A 22122-nucleotide genomic window follows, 5' to 3' on the forward strand; every position below is an offset into this window, starting at 1 on the left:
GGCCGCCCCGGCGGCCTGTGCGACGCTCCGGCGTCCTCGTCACCGGGCTCGGCCGCCCTCCCCGTCGTGCCGGGTGCCGCCGCGCGGGCGATCCTGAGGGCATGGGTCGCCCGTTCCCGCGACGGCTGCCGCCCGCCTATCGGGCGGCGGCGCGCCGGGCGCTGCGCGTCACGATCGCCGCCGGGGCCGGGTTCTACGTCCTGCTCTACGCCTTCGACCTGCCGGTCGGGGCGACGTACGCGCTGTTCGGCGCCGTCGCGATGGCCGGGCTCTCCCATCTCCCCGGCTCCGGGCGGCAGCGGGCCAGGACACTGACGGCCGCCCTACCGGTCTGCTGGGTGCTGATCACGCTCGGCACCTACCTGTCCGTACGGACGTGGAGCGCCGTGCTCGGGATGCTGGTCGTCGGCTTCGCGCTGGCCTTCACTGCCGTCGGCGGGCCGCGCTTCGCGGGCGCGGCCACGGGACTGCAACTCATGTACATCCTGCCGTCCTTCCCCCCGTACGACCCCGGTTCGCTGGGCGAACGGCTCGCGGGCGCGACGCTCGGTCTCGCCCTGCTGATCGTCGTGGAGGAGACGCTGCTGCCCGAGCCGGCCGCCGTGCCCTACCGCGAGCGGGCCGCCCGGGCCGCCGACGGTGCCGCGCGCTGCGCGGACCGGCTGCGCAGCGCCCCGTACACGCTTCCGGAGACCGAGCTGCGCACCGCCCGGGCCCTGAGCACGGAGCTCCGCTCCTCCCAGGTCCCGGAGGCGGAACGGCCGGCCGGAGCGGGGCTGCAGCAGCGGGCCCTCGCCCACACCGGCCTCGCGACGCGCACCCTGCTCGGGCGACTGGCGGTCCTGACGCCGCCCCCTCCGGGCGCGGTCCCGCCCCTCGACGGAGCCGACGCGGGGGGACCGGACCCGCTGCGGGCGGTCGCGGAGGTGGCGCGGGAAACGGCAGCCCGCCTGCGGGGCCGTGCGCCCGACGGGCGGGCGCACGCCGCCCTGCGTCGGACGCGTCAGGCGCTGGTGGCGGCCGAGGGCGGCTCTCCCGCCGCGCTGCGCCGTGACGCCGCGCTCCTGGAGGTGGCGGACGCGGCGCTCGCGATGTCCACGGCGGCCGACATCGCCGTACGGGGCCGAGCGGCCGACGCACCGGCCCCGGGCCGCTTCTGGTACGCACGGCAGCGGGCACCTCTGCTGTGGTGGCGGCGGCTGTCGGGCCACGCGGGCGGCCGGTCGGTGTTCTTCCAGAACGCCGTACGCATCTGCCTGGCCCTGGCGGCGGCCCGGCTGATCGCGGGCATCGACACGCTCCCGCACGGCTTCTGGGTGCTGCTCGCGACGCTGACGCTGACCCGGACGACGGTGCGGGAGACCCGGACGACGGTACGGAAGGCGCTGACCGGCACCCTCGTCGGCGCGCTGGTCGCCGCGACGCTCCTCGCGGTCGTCGGCACCGACATCGAGGTGTACGCGGTGGCTCTCCCGCCGCTGATGCTGGTCGCCTTCACGCTGGGGCCGGTGAAGGGCGTCGGCTGGGCGCAGGCGCTGTTCACGGTGGTGATCGCGCTGGTCTTCGCACAGCTCGCACCGGCCACCTGGCAGCTCGCGGAGTTCCGCCTGCTGGACGTCCTGGCCGGCAGCGCGATCGGCGCCGTCTTCGGGCTGCTCGCCTGGCCGCGGGGCGCCCATGACGAACTGCGGCGGTCGGTCGCGGTGCTGCTGCGGATCGCCGCGGAGATCGTGGTGGCCACGACGGCGCAGGTCGCGGCGGGCGGGCGGCGCGTGCCGGTGGTCACGGCGCCGGGACACCGCAGCCTGCAGCACGCCCTGGTCATGGCGGAGTCGGCGTACGCGCAGTACCAGAGCGAACCCCGGGGCCCCGGCCCCGCGCCCGTCTGCCGGGACTGGCAGGCCGCGCTCATCGCCGGACACCACACGCTGTGGGGCGCCGACCGGCTGCTCGTACCGGCCGAGCCGGTCGTGATCCCGCCGCTGGGCCCCGAATCCTCGGCCTCCGTCATCCGTACCGGCGACCGGGTCGCGGCGGGCATGCTGCTGACCTCCGCCCGCATGGACCCGACCGGAGACACCGCGGAGACACCGGGGCGGCTGCACGCCCCGACGGCCGTCGCCACCCTGGCCACCGACCCGCCGGGCGCGGGGCGCGCCTATTACGCGACCGTGTCGTGGCTGGCCTCCCTGGCGACGGACCTGGAACGGCTCGCGGCGGAAACCGAGACCGAGGCCGAGGCCGATACAGAGGCCGATACAGAGGCCGAGACCAAGGCCGAGACCAAGGCCGAGACCAAGGCCGAGACAGAAACCGGCAGTCACAGCGATAGCAACATCGGCAGTGGCAATGGCAATATCTCGGGCACACCCGGCCTCCGCGCCCGACGACCCCCCACGGAGCACCCATGAGCAGTGAACCCGTCCCCTTCCAGGTCCACGAGGCGGGAACCCTCCTCCACGGGACGAAGGCGGACCTCGCTCCCGGGGACCTGGTGCGAGCGGGCCACGCGTCGAACTTCGAGGCCGGACGGGTGTCCCGGCACGTCTACGTCTCCGAGACCCTGGACGCCGCCGCCTGGGGTGCCGAACTCGCCGCCGGCGACGGCCCGGGCCGGATCTACGTGGTGGAGCCGACCGGCGCCCTGGAGGACGACCCCAACGTGACCGACAAGAAGCTCCCGGGCAATCCCACCCGCTCCTACCGCACGCGCGAGCCCGTGCGCGTGGTGTCGGAGCTGGAGGGGTGGACCGGGCACTCCCAGGAGAAGATCCAGGCCATGCTGGACGGGCTGGACGATCTTCGGCGCCGGGGCGCCGCCACCATCCTGGACTGACCGGGGCCGGAAGATCGGCCGGAGTCAGCCAAGCGGCCGGAAAAGGGTGCATGCTGGGCACGAGCAGCCATCGAGTTCCTGTCTGGAGGTCGAAAGAGTGAACGCCGGTGACGGGAGACGACGTCTGCCCGGCCGTGTCACGGCCGGAAAGGGCGCCGCGGCGCACCGGCCTGCCGGTGCCCGGAGGCGGCTCGCCCGGGGCGGTGGCGAGGTCCCTCTCGACCGGCTCACCACGCGCGGCCGACTGGCCTGGCTGAGCTCCGCCGTTTCCCGGATCGGCACCACCCTCGACCTGGAACGCACCGCCCAGGAGCTGGCCGAGTTCACCGTGCCCCGCTTCGCCGACGGCGCCGCCGTCGACATCCTGGAGAGCGTCCTGCGGGGCGAGGAGGGCGCACGATGGACGGGCACGGGCGTCCCGCTCATGCGGGCCACCGCGGTGTGCGCCGTCGAGGAGCTCTCCTCCCTGGAGCCGACCCCGGTGGGCGAGACCACCACCACCGGGCGCGTCGAGGAGGCGCACGAGACGCTGCTCCACCGCTACTGCCTGCGACAGGGCAGGTCCGTGCTGGTGAGCCGGATGAGGAGGGACGACTTCCTCAAGGTCGCGCCGACGGAGAGCGCGGCGGCGAAGATGCGGGCCGCCGGCGTGCACAGCTACCTCGCCGTACCGCTGATCGCCCGCGGGCTGCTGCTCGGCAGCGCCGACTTCGTCCGCGGCCGCGGAACGCCGCCGTTCTCGTCCACCGACCTCGCCCTGGCGGAGCAGCTGGCCTCCCAGGCCGCCGTCTACATCGACAACGCCCGGCTGTACGGGCGCGAGCGCGAGCACGTCGTCTCCCTGCAGCGCGCCCTGCTGCCGCGCGCGACCCCGGTGACGCCCGGGCTGAGCGTGCGGGCCGAGTACGCGCCCTCGTCGGCCCACCACGGCGTGGGCGGGGACTGGTACGACGTGATGGCCCTCCCCGGCGGACGTACGGCGCTCATGGTGGGCGACGTCATGGGCCACGGGCTGCCCGCGGCGGCCACGATGGGGCGGCTGCGGACGGTGGCCCGCACCCTGATGACCCTGGACATGGCCCCGGAGCGCGTACTGGCCCGGCTGGACCTCGCCACTCGTGACCTGGAGGACGAGCAGGTCGCCACCTTCCTCTGCGCCGTGTTCGACCCGGCCGACTCCACGTACACGCTGGCCAGCGCAGGACACCTGCCACCGCTGCTCCTCGACGGGCAGGGCTCCGCCGAGTTCGTGGACGTACCCGTGGGCGCGCCGCTCGGTTCGGGGGTGATCCCGTACGACCCGGTCCGCCTGAAGGTGCCGAAGGGCGGCAACCTGGTCATGTACACGGACGGTCTCGTCAAGTCACGGCACGCGGACATCGACGACCAGCTGGAGTGCCTGCTCTCCGCGGCGCGCGGACTGGGCCCCGAGGCCCTCGAAAGCGGCGGCCTGATCGGGTGCGCGCCCGCCGACGCGGCCCGCTTCGACGAGGCCGTACTCCTCGTCGCGACGACCCTGCCGGAAGACCCGGACGCCGTGCGCGAGTGGCAGCTGCCGCAGGAGGGCCGCGCTGCCTCCGTCGCCCGGAACCTGGTCACGGACCAGCTCGCCGCATGGGATCTGGAGGAGCTCGCCGACGTCTTCGAACTCGTCGTCTCCGAACTCGTCGGCAACGCCCTGCGCTACGGGAACGGTCCCGGGAGCCTCCGGTTGCTGCGGGGCGACCGTCTCGTCGTGGAGGTCTCGGACACGGGCCCCGACCTGCCCCAGATCCAGCACGCGGAGCTCAGCGACGAGGGCGGCCGAGGACTTCAGCTCATCAACATGCTGTGCCGCCGCTGGGGCTCCTGCCGCACGGTGACCGGCAAGGTCGTCTGGGCGGAACAGAACCTTCCGTCCTGAGCGAGGGCCTGCCCCCGCCCGAGCGAAGGCCTCGTCCTCACCGAGGCGGACGCACCTTCGCCGCCCCGCCGCTGGAGGCCTCCGCGCTCCCGGGCAGATCGCCGGGGCGCCCCACCCCGCTGCCGGCGGCCGCCGCGTGCAGCGCCTTCAGGGCGATCAGGAGCACGCCGATGTCGTCCAGGTAGACCGGATCCGGGATCAGGTCGATCGGTGACACGGTGTAGACCACCGCGGCCCAGAACAGGGCCTTCGACTGCAGCGGAACACCGGCGTCCAGCAGCAGCCTGCGCGCCTGGAAGACGCGGAAGAGCAGTACGGCCGCGCATCCCGCCACCACGAGCACGAGAACGACGGCCACGACGAGCCAGAGGGAACCGTCCATGCTGCTCTCCTGCCCGAGGACGCCAGGCCGCGCCGGTCGTCCGCGGCGGATACCAGGCTACGACGCGAGCCGTTCCGTCCCCTCATGCGTACGGATGAGCCGTGGGGGCCAACGTATCGGGGTTCTGGAAGAAATTGAAGAGATCGCGCAAATCTTGCACATGATCTCGTAGAACAGAGATGGCTGGGCGACCATGCACTGTGCCCGTGCGGGCATCGGCGGTCCGGGCCCTGCCGTCAGGAGGTGGGGTGGTGGCTGGTCGGGAGCCAAGTGCGGACTGGCTTGTCGAGCAATTGCGAAATTGGCGCGACATCTTGCGTTCACTTGTTGAGGGTGATTGAGTGTGCCGCGCCCCGCAACGCAGACGCCGTCCGTCGGTGGGGCGACCTCCACGTTCTTGCCCGAAGGGGACCACTCGATGAGAAGTGCCAGGCTCCGCCGTACCCGCCGCGCCAGCGCGGTCACCCTCGTCTCCGCGATGACGCTGACCGCGCTCGCCGCCTGCGGCACGAGCAGCAGCGACAACGACGGTGACGGTGCTTCGCAGCAGAGCGAGCAGAACGGTCCGACCGACGCCTCCGCCCCGCTGGACCCGAAGACCAAGGTGTCGATCACGATCGACTGCATGCCGCCCGCGGCGAAGGCCGCCGAGCTGAAGGAGTGGAAGGAGGACGTCGCCGCGTTCAACAAGACGTACCCGAACGTCACGATCGAGGGCCGCTCCACCCCCGGCCAGTGCCTGGAGCCGCCACGCTTCACCGCGATGCTCAAGGCCAAGTCGCAGCCGGACGTCTTCTACACCTACTTCACCGACCTGCCGCAGGTCCTCTCGGAGGACGGCGCCGAGGACATCTCCGCGTACGTCAGCGACAAGACCGTCCCGGCGCTCAAGGACATCGACCCCGACGTCCTCGGCTCCCTCAAGCAGGACGGCAAGCTGTACGGCCTGCCGACGAGCAACTACACGATGGGCCTGCTGATCAACCGCAAGCTCTTCAAGGACGCCGGGCTCGACCCCGACGCCCCGCCGCGGACCTGGGACGAGGTCCGCGCCGCCGCGAAGAAGATCGCGGGCCTGGGCGAGGGCATCTCCGGCTTCGGCGAGTACAGCGCCGGCAACACCGGCGGCTGGCACTTCACCGCCCAGCTGTACAGCCTCGGCGGCGACATCGTCGACACGAGCGGCAAGAAGGCGGCCTTCAACAACGACCTCGGCAAGCAGGTCGCGAAGAACCTCCGCGCCATGCGCTGGGAGGACGACAGCATGGGCAAGACCCAGCTGCTGAAGTGGGGCGACCTCCAGAAGCAGATCGCCACCGACAAGCTCGGCATGTTCCTCGCCGCCCCCGACGACATCACCTACATGGTCCAGCAGCTCGGCGCCACGTACGAGAACTTCGGCATGGGCCCCATCCCCGGCGGCAAGAACACCCTCGCCGGCGGCAACAACTACATGATCAAGAAGGGCATATCGCCCGACAAGATCAAGGCCGGCATCGCCTGGCTCAACTTCAAGAACCTGACCGTCGGCAAGGGCCAGTTCGACTGGTCCCGCGCCAAGTCCGACAGCCTGCCCGTCGGCCTCCCGCAGCCGAACTTCTGGCTGAACGAGTCGAAGAAGACGGACGACGCCGGCCGCGCCGCCAGCGCCACCATGCCCGTCGCCAACTTCAGGGCTTTCATGGCCGACCCCGTCCCCGGCAAGGCCGAGCCGCCGAAGGCCCAGGAGATCTACAAGGTCCTCGACAACGTGATGTCCGGCATCCTCACCAACAAGGACGCCGACGTCGACAAGCTCCTCTCGACCGCCGAGACGCAGGTCAACCAGGTCCTGGCCAACCAGTGACGGGACCGGGCGGGGCGGGCGTCAGCCACGGCCCGCCCCGCCCGGCACCCCAGCCAGCAGCCACGGCAGTCCCGTACCAAGGAGCACGCATGTCGGCCCCGAGCCTGACCCCGAGCAAGACGGCGCGTCCACGCCGCTCCACGCCCCGCAGCGAGAGCCCCCCGGCCCCCGGCGGCGCGTTCGCCAAGAACCTGCGGCGCAACCTGACGGCCCACGCGTTCCTCATCGGAGCCGTCCTCTGTTTCGCGATCTTCTCCTGGTACCCGATGGTCAGGGAGTTCCTCCTGGCCTTCCAGAAGACCGAGAGCGGCCGGACGGTCTGGGTCGGACTGGACAACTTCACCACCGTCTTCAACGACCCCGCCTTCTGGCAGGCCTGGGGGAACACGCTCTGGTTCACCGCCCTCGCCCTCGTCCTCGGCTTCGCCGTGCCCTTCGTCCTCGCGCTCACGATCAACGAGTTCCACCACGGCAAGGGATACCTGCGGCTCCTCGTCTACCTGCCGGTGATGCTGCCGCCCGTCGCCGCCGTGCTGCTCTTCCAGTACCTGTACGACCCGGGCTACGGCCTCCTCAACGAACTGCTCGGCCTCCTCCACCTGCCCGAGCAGCAGTGGCTCCAGGACGCCGACATCGCGATGTTCTCCCTCGTCGTCGCCTCGACCTGGATGAACATGGGCGGCGCGACCCTGATCTACCTCGCCGCGCTCCAGGGCATCCCGGGCGAGCTGTACGAGGCGGCCGAGCTCGACGGCGCCGGCCTGTTCCGCAAGATCTGGCACGTCACCATCCCGCAGACGCGCCTCATCCTCTCGCTGATGCTGCTCATGCAGATCATCGCGACCATGCAGGTCTTCGTCGAACCCTTCCTGCTCACCGGCGGCGCCGGACCCGAGGGCTCGACGACCACCGTCGTCTACCTCATCTACCAGTACGCCTTCAACTTCAACAACTACGGCGCCGCGGCGGCCCTCGGCCTGCTCCTGCTCGTACTGCTCGCCGGATTCTCGGCCGCGTACGTGAAGCTCAGCCGCTCCGAGGACGCGTAGGACCCGGGAGAACAGCATGTCCACACGTACGCTCATCTCACCGGCCGTGCTCGCCAGGCCCCGCGGCAAGCGCCTGTACTGGAGTGCCTTCGCCCTGGTCACCGGCGGCTTCACCCTGGTGTTCCTCGGACCCCTGTACTGGCTGGTCTCCAGCGGCTTCAAGGACACCCAGGAGGTCGTCCGGACCCCGCCGACGCTGGTGCCGGAGAGCTTCACCCCCGAGAACTACAGCCGCGCCTGGGAGGTCATGGACCTCTCCTCGCTGCTGTTCAACACCTTCTACTACGCCTTCGGAGCCCTGGCCTTCCAGCTCGTCCTCGACGTGGCGGCGGCCTACTCGCTGTCCAAGCTGCGCCCGGTGCTCGGCAAGGCGATCCTCGGGATGATGCTCGCCACCCTGATGATCCCGGCGACCGTCCTGGTCGTGCCCCAGTACCTGACCGTCCTCGACGTGCCGGTCGTCGAACGGAACCTGCTGAACACGCCGTGGGCGATCTGGCTGCCCTCGGTCACGAACGCCTTCAACATCTTCCTGCTGAAGCGGTTCTTCGACTCCGTCCCGAAGGAGATCCTGGACGCCGCCTCGATGGACGGCGCGAGCCCGACGCGGATCCTGTGGTCGATCGTCCTGCCGATCTCCCGGCCGATCCTCGGCGTGGTGTCGATCTTCGCGGTCGTCGGCGTCTGGAAGGACTTCCTCTGGCCGATGCTCACCCTCCCCGACCCGGCGAAGCAGACCCTCAACGTGGGCATCTACTCGCTCTCCAACGGGGTCCCGGTGAACGTCCTCATCGCCGCCCTCACCATCGCCTCGCTGCCGACCCTCCTCGTCTTCCTGGTCTTCCAGCGCAACATCATGGGCGGTCTCACCGCCGGCGGCCTCAAGGGCTGAAGCCCGCACCGCCCCTTCCCCCGAAGCCTTCGCCGTCGTCCCGGGCCCATCCTGTCCCCGCTGCTCAGGGACGACGGCGAAGAACCCCTTCCGGTCCGTGAAGACCCCTCCCTGCCCGAGAAGAACTCCCCCTGCCCGAAAGGAACACCCCGTGGCAGCCCCCACCCCGACCCGCACCGCCGACTGGTGGCGCGACGCCGTCATCTACCAGGTCTACCCGCGCAGCTTCGCCGACGGCGACGGGGACGGCACCGGTGACCTCGCGGGCGTCCGGGCCAGACTGCCTCACCTCGCCGCGCTCGGCGTCGATGCCGTCTGGTTCACCCCCTGGTACGCCTCCCCGATGGTCGACGGCGGCTACGACGTCGCCGACTACCGCGCCATCGACCCCGCCTTCGGCACCCTCGACGAGGCCGAGAAGGTCATCGCGGAGGCCGCCGAACTCGGCCTCCGCGTCATCGTCGACATCGTCCCCAACCACGTCTCCGACCAGCACACCTGGTTCCGGGAGGCGCTCGCCGCCGGCCCCGGCAGCCCCGCGCGCGACCGCTTCCACTTCCGCCCCGGCCGCGGCGAGCACGGCGAACTCCCGCCCAACGACTGGCCCTCCCAGTTCTCCGGCAGCACCTGGACCCGCGTCCCCGACGGCGAGTGGTACCTCCACCTCTTCACCCCGGAACAGCCCGACCTGAACTGGTCCCACCCCGACGTCCGCCGCGAACACGAAGAGGTCCTCCGCTTCTGGTTCGAACGCGGCGTCGCCGGCGTCCGCATCGACTCCGCCGCCCTCCTCACCAAGGACCCGGACCTCCGCGACTTCACCGAGGGCGTCGACCCCCACCCGTACATCGACCTCGACGAGATCCACGACGTCTACCGTTCCTGGCGGGCGATCGCCGACGAGTACGGCGCCGTCTTCGTCGGCGAGGTCTGGCTCCCCGACGCCGAGCGCTTCGCCCGCTACCTGCGCCCCGACGAGCTCCACACCGCCTTCAACTTCAACTTCCTCGCCTGCCCCTGGGAACCGGACCGGCTCCGTCGCACGATCGACGACACCCTCGCCGAGCACGCCCCCGTGCACGCCCCCGCCACCTGGGTGCTCTGCAACCACGACGTGACCCGCACCGCCACCCGCTACGGCCGCGCCGACACCGCCTTCGACTTCGCCACCAAGCGGTTCGGCACCCCCGCCGACCTGGAGCTCGGCACCCGCCGCGCCCGCGCCGCCGCCCTCCTCACGCTCGCCCTGCCCGGCTCCGTCTACCTCTACCAGGGCGAGGAACTGGGCCTCCCGGAGGCCGACATCCCCCTGGACCGCATCCAGGACCCCATGCACTTCCGCTCCGGCGGCACCGACCCGGGCCGCGACGGCTGCCGCGTCCCCCTCCCGTGGGAGGCCGAGGCCCCTGCCTACGGCTTCGGCGGCGACACGCGTACGGAGCCCTGGCTGCCGCAGCCGGCCGACTGGTCCCGCTACGCCGTCGACCGGCAGAGCGCCGACCCCGACTCGATGCTCGCCCTCTACCGCACGGCCCTCGGGCTGCGCCGCGCGGAGCCCGGCTTCGGCGACGGAACGCTCACCTGGCTCCCCGCCCCCGACGGCGTCCTCGCCTTCACCCGCGACTCCGGCCTGACCTGCGTCGTCAACCTCTCCGCCGGCTCCGTACGGCTCCCCGCCCACCGCACGCTCCTCCTCGCCAGCGGTCCCCTCGACCCCAGCGGCACCCTCCCCCCGGACACCGCCGCCTGGCTGCGCGCCTGAGCCCGCCGCTCCCCGCCGCGCATCCCGTCCGCCGCGTGACCTCCCTTCCACAGAAGCGAGCTCAGATGATCCCCCGTCACGTCCGCCCGCCACGCCTGCGCACCGGGGCGAGAGCCACCGCCGTCGCCTGCGCCCTCCTCTGCCTCGGGCAGGTGGCCGGCGGCATCGCGGCCGCCGCCCCCACCACCGGGCCCGCCGCTCACACCGCACCGGCGGGCCCGGAGCCCGTCCGGCCCGTCGTCACCCGCGCCGGCCTCGACCCGGAGCTGGTGGCCGGGCGGGGTGCCGAGGTCGCCTTCGTCGAGCAGGAGGCGGAGAACGCCCGTACCACCGGCACGGTCATCGGCCCGGACCGCACCCCGTACACCCTTCCCTCCGAGGCCTCCGGCCGGAAGGCGGTCCGGCTCGTCCCCGGGCAGTACGTCGAGTTCACCCTGCCGCGCGCCGCCAACGCCCTGACCGTCCGCTACAGCATCCCGGACGCGGCCGGAGGCGGCGGCATCACCGCGCCCCTCGACGTCGCGCTCGACGGACGCCACCGCCGCACGCTGACCCTGACCTCCCAGTACTCCTGGCTCTACAACCAGTACCCGTTCACCAACGACCCCGGCGCCGGGCTGCTCCACCCGGACTGGTGGCTCGCCGAGTGCTCCTGCGTCCCGGCCGCCACCACGCCCGCGCCCGAGTTCCCGAAGCCCTTCCGGCCCACGCACTTCTACGACGAGCAGCGCCTCCACCTCGGCAGGACCCACCGCGCCGGGGAGAAGGTCCGGCTCACGGTGCCCACCGGCAGCCCCGCCGCCTGGACGGTGATCGACCTCCTCGACACCGAGCTCGTCGCCCCGCCGCACGTCGAGCGCGGCGGTGTCGACGTCCGCGCCCTCGGCGCCGACCCCACCGGGCGCCGGGACGCGGTCCCCGCCATCGAGCGGGCCATCGCCCTCGCCCGCCGCACCGACCGGCCCGTCTACCTGCCGCCGGGCACCTTCCGGGTCGACCGGCACATCGTCGTCGACGACGTCACGATCGTCGGCGCCGGCAACTGGCACACCGTCCTCAAGGGCCGCCAGGTCACCCTCGACGAACCCGCCCCGGACGGCTCCCGGCACACCGGCGTCGGCCTCTACGGAAAGCCCGCAGCCGAGGGCGGCAGCCGCAACGTGCACCTGAGGGGCTTCGCCGTCGAGGGCGATGTACGGGAGCGCATCGACACCGACCAGGTCAACGCCGTCGGCGGCGCCATGAGCGACTCCACGATCGACGGCCTCCACCTCCGCCACACCAAGGTCGGCCTCTGGTTCGACGGTCCGATGCGGAACGTGCGGATCACGAACAACGTGATCACCGACCAGATCGCCGACGCCCTCAACCTCCACACCGGCGTCACCGACTCGCTCGTACGGAACAACTTCGTCCGCAACACCGGCGACGACGGCATCGCCCTGTGGTCGGAGAAGACCGCCGACGCCCGCAACACCGTCGCCCGCAACACCGTCCAGTCACCCACCCTCGCCAACGGCATCGCGGTCTACGGCGGAGCCGACACCACCGTCGCCGGCAACCTCGTCGCCGATCCCGTCCGCGAGGGCAGCGGACTCCACGCCGGCGCCCGCTTCGGCGCCGAGCCCTTCACCGGCACCCTCCGCTTCACCGACAACACCACCGTCCGCGCCGGCACCCTCGACCTCAACTGGAGGATCGGCCTCGGCGCCCTCTGGTTCTACGCCCTCGACGGCTCGATCGACGCCGACGTCCGGGTCACCGGGGACCACTACCTCGACTCGACCCACAACGCGGTCATGCTGGTCAGCGAGTACGGGGTGAAGGACCGCTACGCCGTCCCGAAGGTCCACTTCAAGGACATCCGGGTGGACGGTACCGGGAACTCCGTGCTCAGCGCCCGCACGGCGGGCTCCGCCACCTTCGAGAACGTCGACGCCCGCAACGTCGGGGCCGTCGGCGTGAACAACTGCGGCTCCTTCAACTTCCCCGCCACGGGCTCCGAGTTCGCGCTCACCGACCGGGGAGGCAACGACGGCGGCTGGCTGGCCCCCTGGCTGCTGCCGAACACCATCACCTGCGAGGACCGACCGCCGGTCGTCGCACCCCCGGCTCCCTCGCCCTGGCCCTGACGCGGGGTCCGCTCTCTTGCGTCGTGTAGCCCGCTGTCCCTGTCGAATTGGCGCAATTCTCTTGCGTTATTTGCGCTAGACTTGCGTGTATGACGCGACGACTTGCTCAAGTGGCCAAGAAGGTGGGGGTCAGCGAGGCGACGGTGAGCCGTGTCCTCAACGGCAAGCCCGGGGTCTCGGAGGCGACCCGGCAGTCCGTGCTGACCGCGCTCGACGTGCTCGGCTACGAACGGCCGACGCAGCTGCGGGGCGAGCGCGCGCGGCTCGTCGGACTCGTCCTGCCGGAGCTGCAGAACCCGATCTTCCCGGCGTTCGCCGAGGTCATCGGCGGTGCGCTCGCTCAGCAGGGGCTCACCCCGGTGCTCTGCACACAGACCAAGGGCGGTGTCTCCGAGGCCGACTACGTGGACCTGCTGCTCCAGCAGCAGGTCTCGGGCATGGTCTTCGCGGGCGGTCTGTTCGCGCAGGCCGACGCCCCGCACGAGCACTACTACCGGCTGGCCGAGCGCAACATCCCCGTCGTTCTCGTCAACGCCTCGATCGAGGGCCTCGACTTCCCCTGCGTCTCCTGTGACGATGCCGTCGCCATCGAACAGGCCTGGCGCCACCTCGCCTCGCTGGGCCACGAGAAGATCGGGCTCGTGCTCGGACCCGAGGACCACGTGCCCTCACGCCGCAAGCTCGAGGCCGCCCGGGTGGCCGCCAAGGCGGCCGGCACGGAGTGGGACGACGCGTTCGTGGAGCGGTCGATCTTCTCGCTGGAGGGCGGACAGGCCGCCGCCGCGCGCCTCCTGGAGCGCGGCGCCACCGGCATCGCCTGCGGCAGCGACCCGCTGGCGCTCGGGGCGATCCGGGCCGCCCGGCGCCGTGGCCTCTCGGTCCCGGCGGACGTGTCGGTCGTCGGTTTCGACGACTCCGCCTTCATGACCTGCACGGAGCCGCCGCTGTCGACGGTGCGCCAGCCCATCGAGGCCATGGGGCGCGCCGCCGTCGACCTGCTCATCGCGCAGATCCAGGGCACCCAGCACCACCCCGGGGAGCTGCTCTTCGAGCCCGAGCTCGTCGTCCGCGGCTCGACGGCCCCGCCACCCGCGCGCTGATCCTCCGGCGGACCCCCGCTCCCGGAGTCCCTCCTCCCCCGGCGCCCAACTGCCTTTCTCCACAAGACAACTGAAGAGCCATCACCCGACGGCACCGGTGTCACCGCCCTGAGCGGCTGCGATACCGGTGCCGTCGGCGTTTCCGCGAGATGGCGGATGTTTGCAACCGGACGGGAACCGTTGACAAAGTCGCCATCCAGTAGAAACCTTGCGGGCTGACGGCGCAAATGAGCCACAGAGTTACTCAAGAACATGGCTAGTCGTCATTCGATCCTTGTCGGAGCCATGTCGGGCTCCAGGCGCGTGACCCTGTCGAACTCCTCCGAGCTCCCTTGCGCGTCCTCCGGTGAGGGGCGCCCGGGACGGAGACAGGCCATGGGCCGTGCCCGCATCGCGGAGAGGTCACCATGAGAGGCACACATCCGAGCAGGCGGTTGGGGGTCGGTCTGCTGACAGCGGGCCTGATCTCCGTAGGACTGCTCCCCGTTCCCGCGCAGGCGGCGGGCGAGGCCAACCTCGCGCTCGGCAGAGCCGCAACGGCCGGCGGCACGCACACCGGCTACCCCGCGTCCCACGTCACGGACGGCAGCCAACAGAGCTACTGGGAAGGCCCGTCGGGCTCCTTCCCGCAGTGGGTCCAGGTCGACCTCGGCGCCCAGGTCGAGCTCGACCGCCTCGCGCTCAAGCTGCCCACCGGCTGGGAGGCACGCAGCCAGAACCTCGCCGTCCTCGGCAGCGCCGACGGCAGCTCGTTCAGCACGATCGCCGCCGGCCAGGCACGCTCGTTCGACCCGTCCGCCGCGAACACGGTGAACATCGACCTGCCCACCGCCACGGCCCGCTTCGTACGGGTCCAGGTGGCCTCCAACACGGGATGGAACGCCGCCCAGCTCTCCGAACTGGAGATCTACGGCGACACCACGGGCGGCGGGGACCCGGGCGACCCGCCACCGGTTACCGGCACCGACCTGGCGCGGAACAAGCCGATCGAGGCGACGTCCACGGCCCAGAACTACACGGCCGCCAACGCCAACGACGACAACACCTCCACCTACTGGGAATCGGCGGGCTTCCCCGGCGGCCTCACCGTCAAGCTCGGCTCGGACGCCGACATCGAGGCCGTCGTCGTCAAGCTCAACCCCGACGCCGTGTGGGGCCCCCGGACCCAGTCCCTGGAGATCCAGGGCCGCGCCTCGGCGGCCTCCGGCTTCACCACCCTCAAGGCGCGCGCCGACTACGCGTTCCACCCGTCGACCGGCCAGAACACCGTCACCGTCCCGGTGACCGGCCGCGTCGCCGACCTGCGGCTGACCGGCTTCTCCAACAGCGGCGCCCCCGGCGTCCAGGTCGCGGAGATCCAGGTCCTCGGCAGGGCCGCCCCCGCCCCCGACCTCGTCGTCAACGAACTCACCTGGACACCGGCCACCCCCTCCGAGGCCGACGACGTGACCGCCAAGGCCACCGTCCGCAACGCCGGCACCGCAGCCGCCCCGGCGAGCACGGTCGCCGTCAGCGCCGAGGGCACCGTCGCCGGCTCCGCCCCCGTCCCCGTGCTCGCCGCCGGACAGGCCACGACCGTGGACGTCCCCATCGGCAAGCGCCCGATGGGCTCCTACACCGTCTCGGCCGCGGTCGACCCGACCGACACCGTGCCCGAGCTCGACAACGGCAACAACAGCCGCACCGCGACGAACAAGCTGAACGTCACCCAGACACCGGGCCCCGACCTCACGGTCACCGGCATCACCCCCAACCCGGCCACGCCCGCCGTCGGCGCGCCCGTCTCCTTCACGGTCGCCGTCAAGAACCGCGGCACGTCCGCCGCCCCGGCCGGCACCACCACCCGCCTGACCGTCGGCACGACCACCCTGTCGGGCAGCACCCCGGCCGTCGCGGCGGGGGACACCGTCACCGTCGCCGTCACCGGCACCTGGACGGCCACCAACGGCGGCGTCACCCTGACCGCCACCGCCGACGCCACGGGCACCGTGACCGAGACCAACGAGAACAACAACGTCTTCGCACGCTCCCTCGTGGTCGGGCGCGGCGCCGCCGTCCCGTACACCGAGTACGAGGCCGAGGACGCGAACTACCGCGGCTCCCTCCTCTCCACCGACTCCACCCGCCCCTTCGGCCACACCAACTTCGCCACCGAGTCCTCGGGCCGCGAGTCGGTACGGCTCAACACCACGGGCGACTACGTGGAGTTCACCTCCACCAACGCCGCCAACTCCGTCGTCGTACGCAACTCCGTCCCCGACGCCCCCGGCGGCGGCGGACAGGAGGCCACCCTGAGCCTCTACGCCGACGGCCAGTTCGTGCGGAAGCTGACGCTCTCCTCCAAGCACAGCTGGCTCTACGGCACCACCGACCAGCCGGAGGGACTCACCAACACCCCGGGCGGTGACGCGCGGCGCCTCTTCGACGAGTCCCACGCCCTGCTGACCCAGTCCTACCCGGCCGGCACGAAGTTCCGCCTCCAGCGGGACGCCGGCGACACCGCCGCCTTCTACGTCGTCGACCTCGTCGACCTGGAGCAGGTCGCCCCGGCGGCCGCCAAGCCGGCGGAGTGCGCGTCGATCACCGCGTACGGCGCCGTCCCCAACGACGGCATCGACGACACCGACGCCATCCAGCGGGCCGTCACGGCGGACCAGAAGGGCGAGATCCCCTGCGTGTGGATCCCGGCCGGACAGTGGCGCCAGGAGCAGAAGATCCTGACCGACGACCCCCTGAACCGCGGCACCCACAACCAGGTCGGCATCCGCGACGTCACCATCCGCGGCGCCGGCATGTGGCACTCGCAGCTCTACACCCTGACCCCGCCGCACCTGGCCAACGGCATCAACCACCCGCACGAGGGCAACTTCGGCTTCGACATCGACGACAACACCAAGATCTCGGACATCGCCATCTTCGGCTCCGGCACCATCCGGGGCGGTGACGGCAACGCCGAGGGCGGTGTCGGCCTCAACGGACGCTTCGGCCAGAACACCAAGATCAGCAACGTCTGGATCGAGCACGCCAACGTCGGCGCCTGGGTCGGCCGCGACTACTCCAACATCCCCGAACTGTGGGGACCGGGCGACGGCCTGGAGTTCAGCGGCATGCGGATCCGCAACACCTACGCCGACGGCGTCAACTTCGCCAACGGCACCCGCAACTCCACCGTCTACAACTCCTCGTTCCGCAACACCGGCGACGACGCCCTCGCCGTCTGGGCCAGCAAGTACGTCAAGGACACCTCGGTGGACGTCGGGCACGACAACCACTTCCGCAACAACACCGTCCAGCTGCCCTGGCGCGCCAACGGCATCGCCGTCTACGGCGGTCACGGCAACACCATCGAGAACAACGTCGTCGCCGACACCATGAACTACCCGGGCATCATGCTGGCCACCGACCACGACCCGCTGCCCTTCTCCGGACAGACCCTCATCGCCAACAACGCGCTCCACCGCACCGGCGGTGCCTTCTGGAACGAGGACCAGGAGTTCGGCGCCATCACCCTCTTCGCGCAGGGCCCGGACATCCCCGGCGTCACCATCCGGGACACCGACATCCACGAGTCGACCTACGACGGCATCCAGTTCAAGACCGGCGGCGGCGCCATGCCGAACGTCAAGGTCACGAACGTCCGCATCGACAAGTCGCTCAACGGCTGCGGCATCCTCGCGATGAGCGGCGCACGCGGCAGCGCCACGCTGACCGGCGTCACCGTCACCGACTCGGCCAAGGGCGACATCTGCTCCCAGCCCGGCACGCAGTTCACCTTCAACCAGGGCTGACGCACCCCCGCCTTCCACCACCCCGTCCCGCGCCCGCCCGCACTCCCGGGCGGGCGCGGGACCGAGAAGCGAGGAACGATGAGAACCCCCACCTGGCGATCACGGTGCCTGAGCGCCGCGATCGCGACCAGCCTGCTGACCCTGGGAGGCCCGCTGATGGCCGCCCAGGCGGCCGGCGGACCCAACATCGCACTCGGTGACACCGCCGCCTCCAGCAGCGCCCAGGCCGGCTACTCCGCCGGCAACATCACCGACGGAAACCAGGGCTCGTACTGGGAGAGCGCCGGCGCCGGCCTGCCCCAGTGGGTCCAGGCCGACCTCGGCACGGCGACCCGGATCGACGAGGTGGTCCTGAAGCTGCCCGCCGGCTGGGAGACCCGCAACCAGACTTTGTCCATCCAGGGCAGCGCCGACGGCACCAGCTTCAGCACCCTGAAGAGCGCGGCCGGCTACACCTTCAGCCCCGGCTCGGCCAACACGGTCACCATCGCCTTCCCGGCGGCCCTGACCCGGTACGTCCGTGTCCACGTCACCGCCAACACCGGCTGGCAGGCGGCGCAGCTCTCCGAACTGGAGGTGCACGCGGCCGAGGGCTCCTCGGCGAATCTCGCCGCCGGGAAGACCCTGACCGCCAGCAGCCACACCGAGGTGTACGCCGCGCCCAACGCCAACGACGGCAACCGGGCCAGCTACTGGGAGAGCGCCAACAACGCCCTGCCGCAGTGGCTCCAGGCCGACCTCGGCGCCACCGTGGCCGTCAACCGCGTCGTCCTCAGGCTCCCGGCCGGCTGGGGCGCCCGCAGCCAGACCCTGAAGATCCAGGGCAGCACCGACGGCACCGCCTTCACCGACCTGTCGGCCTCCCGGGCGTACTCCTTCGACGCGGGCAACGACAACACCGCCACGCTCACCCTGGACTCCACCACGACCCGCCACGTGCGCGTCCTGGTGACCGCGAACACCGCGCAGCCCGCCGCCCAGCTCTCCGAACTGGAGGTCTACGGCCCGGCCACGGGGGACACCCAGGCGCCGACCGCCCCCGCGAACCTGGCCTACACCGAGCCCGCCACCGGCCAGATCAAGCTCACCTGGAACGCCTCGACCGACAACGAGGACGTCACCGCGTACGACATCTACGCCGACAACACCCTGCTCACCACGGTCTCCGGCGACGTCACGACCTTCACCGACAACCGGCCGGCCAACCAGACCGTCTCCTACCGGGTCCGGGCGAAGGACGCGGCGGGCAACCAGTCGGGTGACAGCAACACCGTCACCCGTGTCGGCGAGGCCGGAGACACCCAGGCGCCGACCGCCCCCGCGAACCTGGCCTACACCGAGCCCGCCACCGGCCAGATCAAGCTCACCTGGAACGCCTCGACCGACAACAAGGGCGTCACCGCCTACGACGTCTACGCGAACAACGTCCTGCGCGGCAGCGTCGCGGGCGACGTCACCACGTACACCGACAGCCAGCCGGCGAGCGCCACCGTCTCGTACCACGTGGTGGCGAAGGACGCGGCGGGCAACACCTCCGTCGCCTCCCAGGCCGTCACCCGAAACGGCAGCGGCGGCGGCTCCAACCTCTCCGTCGGCAAGCCCGTCGAGGCGTCCTCCACGACGGGCACCTTCGTCGCGGCGAACGCCAACGACAACGACACCGCCACCTACTGGGAGGGCGCGGGCGGCAGCTATCCGCAGACGCTCACGGTCAAGCTCGGCGCCAACGCCGACCTCGACAGACTCGTGCTCAAACTCAACCCGGCCCAGGCCTGGCAGGCCCGCACCCAGACCGTCGAGGTCCTCGGCCGCGAACAGAACGCCACCGGATTCACCGGCCAGATCGCGGCCAGGAGCTACTCCTTCGACCCGGCAAGCGGCAACACCGTCACCATCCCGCTGGCCAAGAGACTGGCGGACGTCCAGCTCAGGTTCACGGCCAACTCCGGAGCCCCGGCCGGGCAGCTCGCCGAGTTCCAGGTCGTCGGCGTCCCCGCGCCCAACCCGGACCTCACCGTCACCGGACTGACCACCACGCCCGCCTCGCCCGACGAGGACGACGAGATCACCGTCTCCGCCACCGTCCGCAACGACGGCGCGGTCTCCGCGGCGGCGAGCAAGGTCGCCGTCCGCCTCGGCGGCACCAAGGTCGCGACCGGCCAGGTCCCTGCCCTCGCCGCCGGACAGCAGGCGACCGTCCCCGTCTCCCTCGGCGTGCGCGCGTCCGGCTCGTACGAGCTCGGCGCCGTCGCGGACGAGGCGAACGAGGTCCTGGAGCAGAACGAGACCGACAACACCTACACCCGGCCGGCCGCGCTCGTGGTCAAGCCGGTCGCGAGCGCCGACCTCGTCGCCGGCTCGGTGACGACCACCCCGTCGAGCCCGACCGCCGGCGACGCCGTCACGTTCAAGGTCCCGGTCAGGAACCAGGGCACCGAACCCACCACGAGCGGCGACCACGGCGTGTCCCTGGAGCTGGTCAACAGCCAGGGCGGCGTGGTCAGAACACTGACCGGCGTCCACACCGGAGCACTGGCACCCGGAGCCTCGGCCCAGGTCAGCCTGGGCACATGGACCGCCGTGAACGGCTCGTACACCGTCAGGACGGTCCTCGCCGCCGACGCCAACGAGCTGCCGGTGAAGCGCGCGAACAACACGGCGACCCAACCGCTCTTCGTCGGACGTGGCGCGAACATGCCGTACACGACCTACGAGGCGGAGGACGGCACGGCAGGCGGCGGCGCGAGCGTCGTCGGACCCAACCGGACCGTCGGCGACATCGCCGGAGAGGCGTCCGGCCGCAAGGCCGTCACCCTGGACGCGACCGGCGAGTACGTCGAGTTCACCACCCGCGCCGCCACCAACACCCTCGTCACCCGCTTCTCCCTCCCGGACGCCCCGGGCGGCGGCGGGATCGACTCCAGCATCAACGTCTACGTCGACGGCGTGTTCAAGAAGGCCCTGCCCCTCACCTCGAAGTACGCCTGGCTGTACGGAGCCGAGGCCGGCCCCGGCAACGACCCGGGCTCCGGCGCCCCGCGCCACATCTACGACGAGGCGCACCTGATGTTCGGCGAGACGATCCCCGCGGGCAGCAGGATCCGGCTCCAGAAGGACGCCGCGAACTCCGCCGCCCACTACGCGATCGACTTCGTCGACCTGGAGCAGGTCGCACCGGTCGCGAACCCCGACCCGGCCACGTACACCGTGCCGGCCGGACTCACGCACCAGGACGTGCAGAACGCGCTCGACAAGGTCCGCATGGACACCACCGGGAAGCTCGTCGGCGTCTACCTGCCGCCGGGCGACTACCAGACGTCCAGCAAGTTCCAGGTGTACGGCAAGGCGGTCAAGGTCGTCGGTGCGGGCCCCTGGTACACCAAGTTCCACGCGCCCACCACGCAGGACAACACCGACATCGGCTTCCGGGCCGAGGCCACGGCGAACGGCTCGCTCTTCAAGGGCTTCGCCTACTTCGGCAACTATGTCACCCGCATCGACGGTCCGGGCAAGGTCTTCGACTTCCAGAACGTCGCGGACATCGTCGTCGACGACATCTGGAACGAGCACATGGTGTGCCTCTACTGGGGCGCCAACACCGACCGGATGACGATCAAGAACTCGCGGATCCGGAACATGTTCGCCGACGGCGTCAACATGACCAACGGATCGACCGACAACCTGGTCTCCAACAACGACGCCCGGGCGACCGGCGACGACAGCTTCGCGCTCTTCTCGGCGATCGACGCCGGCGGCGCGGACATGAAGAACAACGTCTACGAGAACCTGACCACCACGCTCACCTGGCGGGCCGCGGGCATCGCGGTGTACGGCGGCTACAACAACACCTTCCGCAACATCCACATCGCCGACACCCTCGTCTACTCCGGCATCACCGTCTCGTCGCTGGACTTCGGCTATCCGATGAACGGCTTCGGGACGATCCCGACGAACTTCGAGAACATCTCGATCGTCCGGGCCGGCGGCCACTTCTGGGGCAACCAGGCGTTCCCCGGCATCTGGATCTTCTCCGCCTCGAAGGTCTTCCAGGGAATCCGGGTCAGCCACGTGGACATCGTCGACCCCACGTACAGCGGCATCATGTTCCAGACGAAGTACACGGGCTCGCAGCCCGAGAACCCCGTGAAGGACACCGTCTTCACGGACATCTCGATCACGGGTGCGAAGCGCAGCGGCGACGCCTGGAACGCCAAGTCCGGCATAGGCGTCTGGGCCAACGAGATGCCCGAACCCGGCCAGGGCCCCGCCGTCGGCGAGGCCACCTTCAACTGCCTGCGCATGCAGGACAACGCCGAGAACATCCGCAACACGACCAACTTCAAGCTCACCGTCAACCCCTGCTGACGGGCTTCCGCCCGGCAAGGAGACCACCGAGAACACCGGCGCCCCCGCACCCAGCGGCGGGCGCCGG

General features: G+C 71.2%; 12 protein-coding genes. 11 read left to right on the forward strand and 1 reads right to left on the reverse strand.

Features of this window, described 5'->3' with window-relative positions:
- Nucleotides 1-101: 101 nt before the first annotated feature.
- The 3 genes from ACF08F_RS18750 to ACF08F_RS18760 all read left to right on the forward strand — a co-directional run bounded on the left by ACF08F_RS18750 (nt 102) and on the right by ACF08F_RS18760 (nt 4739).
- Nucleotides 102-2411 carry an FUSC family protein gene (locus ACF08F_RS18750; RefSeq protein ID WP_392299619.1) on the forward strand — a complete coding sequence of 770 codons (2310 nt, stop codon included), beginning with the start codon at nt 102-104 and terminating at the stop codon, nt 2409-2411.
- Nucleotides 2408-2836, forward strand: a complete 429-nt coding sequence (gene arr, locus ACF08F_RS18755) for an NAD(+)--rifampin ADP-ribosyltransferase (RefSeq protein ID WP_392299620.1) — start codon at nt 2408-2410, stop codon at nt 2834-2836. The genes ACF08F_RS18750 and arr overlap by 4 nt, the downstream gene beginning before the upstream one ends.
- 97 nt (nt 2837-2933) lie before the next feature.
- The gene (locus ACF08F_RS18760; protein ID WP_392299621.1) at nt 2934-4739 is read left to right on the forward strand and encodes a SpoIIE family protein phosphatase; all 1806 of its coding nucleotides are present in this window, start codon (nt 2934-2936) and stop codon (nt 4737-4739) included.
- A 37-nt stretch (nt 4740-4776) separates the two neighbouring features.
- On the opposite strand, the gene ACF08F_RS18765 is transcribed toward ACF08F_RS18760, so the two are convergent.
- Nucleotides 4777-5121 (reverse strand): YkvA family protein, encoded by a 345-nt coding sequence (locus ACF08F_RS18765; protein WP_392299622.1) that lies wholly within the window; start codon nt 5119-5121, stop codon nt 4777-4779.
- 418 nt (nt 5122-5539) lie between these two features.
- Between ACF08F_RS18765 and ACF08F_RS18770 the strand changes: the two genes are divergently transcribed.
- The 8 genes from ACF08F_RS18770 (at nt 5540) to ACF08F_RS18805 (ending at nt 22055) form a co-directional block, all read left to right on the forward strand.
- Nucleotides 5540-6967, forward strand: a complete 1428-nt coding sequence (locus ACF08F_RS18770; RefSeq protein ID WP_392299623.1) for an extracellular solute-binding protein — start codon at nt 5540-5542, stop codon at nt 6965-6967.
- An 89-nt stretch (nt 6968-7056) separates the two neighbouring features.
- Nucleotides 7057-8016 carry a carbohydrate ABC transporter permease gene (locus ACF08F_RS18775; RefSeq protein WP_392299624.1) on the forward strand — a complete coding sequence of 320 codons (960 nt, stop codon included), beginning with the start codon at nt 7057-7059 and terminating at the stop codon, nt 8014-8016.
- Nucleotides 8017-8032: 16 nt separating this feature from the next.
- Nucleotides 8033-8908 carry a carbohydrate ABC transporter permease gene (locus ACF08F_RS18780; protein WP_392299625.1) on the forward strand — a complete coding sequence of 292 codons (876 nt, stop codon included), beginning with the start codon at nt 8033-8035 and terminating at the stop codon, nt 8906-8908.
- Between the two features lie 151 nt (nt 8909-9059).
- The gene (locus tag ACF08F_RS18785) at nt 9060-10670 is read left to right on the forward strand and encodes a glycoside hydrolase family 13 protein (protein WP_392299626.1); all 1611 of its coding nucleotides are present in this window, start codon (nt 9060-9062) and stop codon (nt 10668-10670) included.
- 65 nt (nt 10671-10735) lie between these two features.
- Nucleotides 10736-12802: a glycosyl hydrolase family 28-related protein gene (locus tag ACF08F_RS18790; RefSeq protein WP_392299627.1), complete on the forward strand. Its 2067-nt coding sequence runs from the start codon at nt 10736-10738 to the stop codon at nt 12800-12802.
- An 89-nt stretch (nt 12803-12891) separates the two neighbouring features.
- Nucleotides 12892-13902, forward strand: coding sequence for a LacI family DNA-binding transcriptional regulator (locus tag ACF08F_RS18795; RefSeq protein WP_392299628.1), 1011 nt, complete (start codon nt 12892-12894; stop codon nt 13900-13902).
- Nucleotides 13903-14309: 407 nt separating this feature from the next.
- Entirely contained in the window at nt 14310-17690 is a 3381-nt protein-coding gene (locus ACF08F_RS18800) for a CARDB domain-containing protein (RefSeq protein WP_392299629.1), read from the forward strand.
- 78 nt (nt 17691-17768) lie between these two features.
- Nucleotides 17769-22055 carry a discoidin domain-containing protein gene (locus tag ACF08F_RS18805; protein WP_392299630.1) on the forward strand — a complete coding sequence of 1429 codons (4287 nt, stop codon included), beginning with the start codon at nt 17769-17771 and terminating at the stop codon, nt 22053-22055.
- Nucleotides 22056-22122 lie beyond the last annotated feature (67 nt).

The sequence above is a fragment of the Streptomyces sp. NPDC015130 genome (assembly GCF_043080005.1).
In the GTDB taxonomy this organism is placed as follows: Bacteria; Actinomycetota; Actinomycetes; order Streptomycetales; family Streptomycetaceae; genus Streptomyces.